At 45.5% G+C, this 5,868-nt stretch carries 6 protein-coding genes; all 6 read right to left on the bottom strand.

Annotated features, from left to right (window positions below):
- Window positions 1-285 precede the first annotated feature (285 nt).
- The 6 genes from Q0238_RS09985 to Q0238_RS09960 all read right to left on the bottom strand — a co-directional run bounded on the left by Q0238_RS09985 (window position 286) and on the right by Q0238_RS09960 (window position 5,758).
- Window positions 286-1,458, bottom strand: coding sequence for a HAMP domain-containing sensor histidine kinase (locus tag Q0238_RS09985; protein WP_297945691.1), 1,173 nt, complete (start codon window positions 1,456-1,458; stop codon window positions 286-288).
- Entirely contained in the window at window positions 1,451-2,113 is a 663-nt protein-coding gene (locus Q0238_RS09980; protein WP_297879887.1) for a response regulator transcription factor, read from the bottom strand. Before Q0238_RS09980 ends, Q0238_RS09985 begins: the two co-directional genes overlap by 8 nt.
- Complete coding sequence (locus tag Q0238_RS09975) at window positions 2,113-2,346, bottom strand: hypothetical protein (RefSeq protein WP_291936948.1); 234 nt, start codon at window positions 2,344-2,346, stop codon at window positions 2,113-2,115. Before Q0238_RS09975 ends, Q0238_RS09980 begins: the two co-directional genes overlap by 1 nt.
- Before the next feature lie 432 nt (window positions 2,347-2,778).
- Entirely contained in the window at window positions 2,779-3,768 is a 990-nt protein-coding gene (locus Q0238_RS09970; RefSeq protein ID WP_297945690.1) for a methionine ABC transporter ATP-binding protein, read from the bottom strand.
- 44 nt (window positions 3,769-3,812) lie between these two features.
- The gene (locus tag Q0238_RS09965; RefSeq protein WP_297945688.1) at window positions 3,813-4,799 is read right to left on the bottom strand and encodes a diaminopimelate dehydrogenase; all 987 of its coding nucleotides are present in this window, start codon (window positions 4,797-4,799) and stop codon (window positions 3,813-3,815) included.
- Window positions 4,800-4,897: 98 nt separating this feature from the next.
- Window positions 4,898-5,758, bottom strand: coding sequence for a DNA methyltransferase (locus Q0238_RS09960; RefSeq protein ID WP_297945687.1), 861 nt, complete (start codon window positions 5,756-5,758; stop codon window positions 4,898-4,900).
- Window positions 5,759-5,868 lie beyond the last annotated feature (110 nt).

Below are 5,868 nucleotides of genomic sequence, written 5' to 3'. Positions count from 1 at the left end.
ATATAGTCCACTGGATATATCTATCGAGAAATAAAAGCTAAATTTTATAAAATCGCGGACGAATAAAATTCCGCACCAATAACTTTTAGGGTCATTTTACGAGCGCAAAGCGAACGACTGATAAAATTCCACGCTCCGTTTTAGAACAAAAACAAGCGACGATTAAATTTAAACGCTCCGGCAATTAGAGCCTTTTTGCGCGGAATTTAAGCGACCAAACTACGATTAAATTTAAACCGCAAGCGGCCGCTTTTAAATTTTAAAATTTCACTAAATTTTGAAATTTTATTCGCGCCACGTAAGGCGAAAGGTCGTTATCTCGCCCGGCACGCTGTCGTAGGAGATAGAAAAGGAGTATTTTTTGCAGACCTCGCTTACGATGCTAAGCCCGATTCCAAAGCCGCCCTCGCTTGAGTTAAAGCGCGCAAAGCGCCTGAAAATTTCGTCGCCCCTTTTCCTATCGATCCCCTCGCCGCTATTTGAGATCGCTAGCTCGCCGTGCCTTAGCCGCACATCCACGTAGCCGCCTGCATCGGCGTATTTTACGGCGTTGCTTAGCAGATTGTCGATCAGGCGCGAAATTTCATAAACGTTTGCGTTCATGCTCGCATCCGAAAGATCGGTTTTAAGGCTAAGCCTGCGCTTTTGAATAAACGGCGCGAAGTATTCGCAGCGCGAAGCGACGAGGCTCTTTAGATCGATCGAGCTAATCTCGCCCTCCTTATTCATACCGAAGGTTAAAAACACGAGATCCTCGTAGATGCGCGAAAGCGTCTTAGCGGCAAGATCGATATTAGCGACGCGCTTGGCGTTGTATTCTCCAAGCTCTGCGTGCCGCATCGTCTCGACGCTCATAGAAATAATGCTAAGCGGAGTATTGATCTCGTGGGTGCTATCCTTGATGAAGCGATTTAGCGTGTCTATCTTGTCGTAAAGCGGCTTTGTGCCTAGCCGCACCAGATAAAACGCCACGGCTAATATCACGCCCAAAAGCGCTATCATCATCGCTGCTGTTTTGATACGAAGCGTTAAAATTTCGCCCTGCACGCTACTTCCAAGCAGAATGATTTTAGCCTTGGAAAAGGCGTTTCGCTCCTCCATATTTTGCAGATTCTCATAAATTCCTAGCCTACCGCCACTTATAAATTCCGCCTTTAGCTTTGCTTTGTCAAGCGCTCCGAGCTCACCGCCGCAGCCGTAAATTTCATCAGAGTTTGGCTTAAATATACACGCACTCACGCCCTTTTCGCGCTCGAAGTCCGCTAGTGATTCCAGCCCGTCCATGCTCGCTTTCATATAGATCATCATTTTGATCTCTTTTAGCTCTTTTATCCTGTGCGAAAGCAGCGCGGCTTCGTTCATACTGTAATTTATCTTGAAAAAATATCCCAAAAACAACGCACTTGAAATGAGATACAAAGATAGAATTTTAAGTGTTAAAGCGGTCTTTTCAGACATACAGATACCCTGCGTTGCGGCGATTTATGATGTGCTCTTCGCCTAGGACGCGGCGCAAATTTTTGATATAAGTTCGCAGCGCTTCCTCGCTCGGAGTTTCGTCAAAAGCGTAGATCGCGGAGAAAATTTCATCCTTGCTTAAAAGCCTGTTTTTATTTTGTAAAAAAAGTGCCAGCAGCTCGCGCTCTTTGTTTGAAAGCGCGACGGGCACGCCCGATCTGCGTAGCTCTTTGCTTGCAAAGTAAAATTTAAACTCGTCGTCAATAGTTACAAAATCATCAAAATTGTGGCTGAAGTTTCGCTTTATGAGAGAATTAACGCGCAGCAACAGCTCTTTTAGCTCGTATGGTTTTTTGAGATAATCATCGCAGCCGCTTTTAAAACCAACCTCAAGATCATCAAGCGTATTTAGCGACGTGGCGAATATCGCAGGGGTGCGATCGCCGCTCTTGCGTAGCTCTTTTAAAAGTGAGAATCCGTCGCCTTTGGGGATTTTTACGTCAAAGATAAAAAGATCAAATTTTTGTTCATAAGCAAGATCCGCGGCGCTTTGAGCGTCGCTGCAAACGCATACGTCAAAGCCCGCGTCTTTTAGATATTCGCCGATGAGATCGCAAAGCGTCTCATCGTCCTCTACGAGTAAAATTTTACTCACTACATCTCTTTTTTCATCTCTTTTTTCATTTCGCCTTTCATCTCATCCTTCATATGTTTACCCTCTTTCATAGCATCCTTGTGCATATCTTTCATGTCGCCCTTCATCTCTTTCGCACCATTATGCATTGATGTATTGGCGTCCTTCATCTCATCTTTCATGCCCATGTCGGCAGCTACGGCAAAAGTGCCAGCAAATAGCGCACTAAGCGCAAACAAAGTAAGTTTTTTCATTACGTACTCCTTAAAAAAAATTAGCGGAATTATACTTCCGTAAAAGTGAAGTATGTGTGAAATTCCGAAAAAAATTCAAATTTAAATTTAAACGCCTGTAAATTCAAATGCGGCGCGGCTTAAATGCGCTCGGTCGGTCGCGATCTCTGAAATTTAAATCGCCTCGCTACGGCTAGTCAAATTCTAAACGCAAATCAAAGCTAGCCAGAGCGCACGCCAACAGCGCATTGCCGAGCTTGCTTTACCGCGGCGAGATAAAAATTTAAACCGCCGGCGAAACTAATTAAATTTATAATGCCACGGCTCGGTCATTAAATTTAAAACGCCACGCGAGTCTTTAAATTTGCGGCATCGCGCGAGCTTTTGAATTCGCCATGCCGCGTAAGCCCTTAAATTTAGTGCGGCGTAAGCGCACAGGGTGCGAAATCGCACCTAGATCGCGGCACAGCCTTTGATCTCATCCTCGCTTACGATCTCATAGATCACGCCCGCGTTTTTGATAAACTCCTCCACGCGCGCGACGTGTGCGGGCTCCACGTTGATCACGAGGCTTCCGACGACGTTTTTATCAAGGCGCTCGAGCTTGCCCCAGACGATATTAAAATTTATCTCCAAAGCGCGCGCCATGTGCGTGATCACGCTGTCAAACGCGACTGCAGGCGGGAAAAAGAGCCTGATATTCACACCGCTTGCGGGCAGCACCTCCTCCTCGCCCAAAAACTCCTTCATATTCTCATCCGGGTGCAAAAACAGCGATACGATATCGCCCGAGTTGCTCACGCGCCCGCCCTTAAGCAGGATCGCTCGCTGCGCGATGCCCTTTACGACCTCCATCTCATGCGTGACGAGCACGATCGTAATGCCCAGCTCGCGATTGATGCGGCGCAGAAGCGATAAAATTTGCGCGGTGGTGTTGGGATCAAGCGCCGAGGTCGCCTCGTCAGAAAGCAAAATTTTAGGACTTAATGCAAGCGCGCGCGCGATCGCTACGCGCTGTTTCTGTCCGCCGCTAAGCTCGCTAGGATAGGCATTTGCTTTATCCGCAAGCCCCACGAGCTCCAAAAGCTCGGCAACGCGGCGCTTCGTGCGATCTTCAGGATGGCCCCAAAACGCAAGCGGAGTGGCAACGTTTTGCGCGACGCTGCGGCGGCTCATAAGCGCGAAGTGCTGAAAAATCATACCGATATTTTTGCGCAGCTCGCGGATCTGCGCGGCGCTTAGCTCTCTTACCTCCCTGCCCTCTACCTTAAGGCTTCCTTCTTGATAGTCCTCAAGGCCGTTTATGCAGCGCAGCAGCGTGCTTTTACCCGCGCCGCTGTGGCCTACGATGGCGAAAATTTCGCCTTTTTTCACCTCCAGGCTCACATCGTCGATCACACAGGTTTTGCCGTAAAATTTCTTTAAATTTTCTATCTTTATCACTCAGATTTCCTCGTTCGTAATTCCGCCTAAACGCCTCCTGAAATTTATAAAATTTCGCGCCTTAGTTCATCTGCGCTCTTTGGCGAAAGAAGCGCCGGAGCGATGTCAAACACGCTAAACGCGCCACGCTCGCCCTTTTGCGCCAAGCGATACGCCGCACGTGCGTAGGCTACGAGCACGCTAGCGGTAAATTCGGGATTTGAGTCAAGCTTTAGCGAAAACTCGATCAGATGTTTATTTTCGCCGCGTTCGCCCGTCGCTCCGCTTCGCAAAACGAATCCTCCGTGAGGGATGCCGCCGTGCTCTTTTTTAAGCGTTGCAAGACTTACGAAATGCACGCTCGTGTCGTAGTCGGCGAAATAATTCGGCATCGTTTTTATCTCTTTTTCGATGCGCGCTTTATCGGCGCCCTCTTCGGCCACGACGTAGCACTCGCGCAGGTGTTTTTCGCGCGTGCTAAGTCTCGGGTTTTCGCCCGCGCGAACTCGCCTCAAGGCGCTTTCTATCGGCACGGTGTATTGTCGCGCGTCCACGACGCCCTCGATCCTGCGGATAGCGTCGGAGTGGCCTTGGCTCACACCTTTACCCCAAAACGTATAACTGCTGCCGTTTTCCAGCACGCTCTCGCCAAATAGGCGGCTTAGCGAAAACAGCCCCGGATCCCAGCCTACGGCGATGATGCTTACATTTCCGCCCGCTTTGGCGGCGGCGTCTACCGCGGCGAAGTGCTCTGGGATTTTTGCATGCGTATCGAAGCTATCTACGACGTTAAAGCTCCGCGCAAACTCGGGCGTCTGCGTCGGCAGATCCGTCGCACTACCGCCGCAAAGAACTAAAATGTCAAATTTGCCCTTGTGCGATAAAATTTTGTCCACGCTAAATACCGGAGCGCCGCATGTCTTTACTTCGCTTGGATTTCTGCGGCTAAAAACGGCCGAAAGCTCTAAATCCTTGCTATTTCGCGCGGCAAGCTCGACGCCGCGACCCAAATTTCCATATCCCAAAACCGCTATTTTTATTTTTTCGCTCATTTTTTACCCTTCAAATTTTAAAATTTAGCGCGTAAAACGGCGCCAATATTCTTTTGATCCTACTATGCTATAATTATCCATAAATTTTTTAAATGTCGTCATGGATCGGTTTCATATAAAGAGATATTTTGATGTTTTTCTTGTCTATCAATTTTAACTAAATCCATAATTTTTTTTCTAAAAATTTTTTTAGAATTATCAAGCTCATTTTTTCTAGCAATAGAAATTTTATAGAATTTCTCATCTTGTTCAATCCCTATAAAATTCCGATTTATTAAATTTGCAGCGATCCCTGTAGTGGAACTACCGCTAAAGGGATCGCAAATTAAAGAATTTTCATCACTTGCCATCAAAATTAACCGTACTAAAAGTGACATCGGTTTTTGTGTTGGATGCTTTCCGTTAGACTTCTCCCATGGCGCAATTGCATTAAAGCGCCAGACATCACGCATTTGCTTGCCATCATTTAAAAATTTCATTAGATCATAATGGAAAATATGCTTATACTTTTCACTTTTACGTGCCCAAATGATCTGTTCAGTGGAATGCGTCAAATAGCGACAACTAAAATTGGGTGGTGGATTAGTTTTTTCCCAAGTGATAATATTTAAAATTTTATAATCAAGTGCTTGAAGTATTCTACCTATCGAAAAGATATTATGATAAGTACCACTGATCATCACACTACCATTATCGGTAAGCTTATCTTTAGCTATTTTAAGCCACTTGTAATTGAACTCATCAATCTCATTAAAACCCGCACCTTTATCCCATTCTCCTTTATTAACACTTACAACTTTGCCGCTTTGTATACTTAAACCATCATTCGACAAAAAATATGGAGGATCCGCAAAAATTAGATTAAATTTAGTATCTAACTCTGGTAAAAGTTTGAAAGTATCATTATTATATAACTTAAATCTATTATCTTTTGAAATAAAACTATCTATCTTTTTCATTCATTTATCTCACTCAAATCTAATTCAGGAATTATTTGTGTATTAGTATAGTGTTTTTTATAATAAAAGGCTCTTCTTCTAACTTTTATTACTCCGCCTTTCCCATCAGG

It is taken from the genome of uncultured Campylobacter sp., from assembly GCF_938045775.1.
Classification (GTDB): domain Bacteria; phylum Campylobacterota; class Campylobacteria; order Campylobacterales; family Campylobacteraceae; genus Campylobacter_B.
The sequence above is the reverse complement of the archived record's forward strand: the minus strand, read 5'-3'. Positions and strand labels throughout refer to the sequence as shown.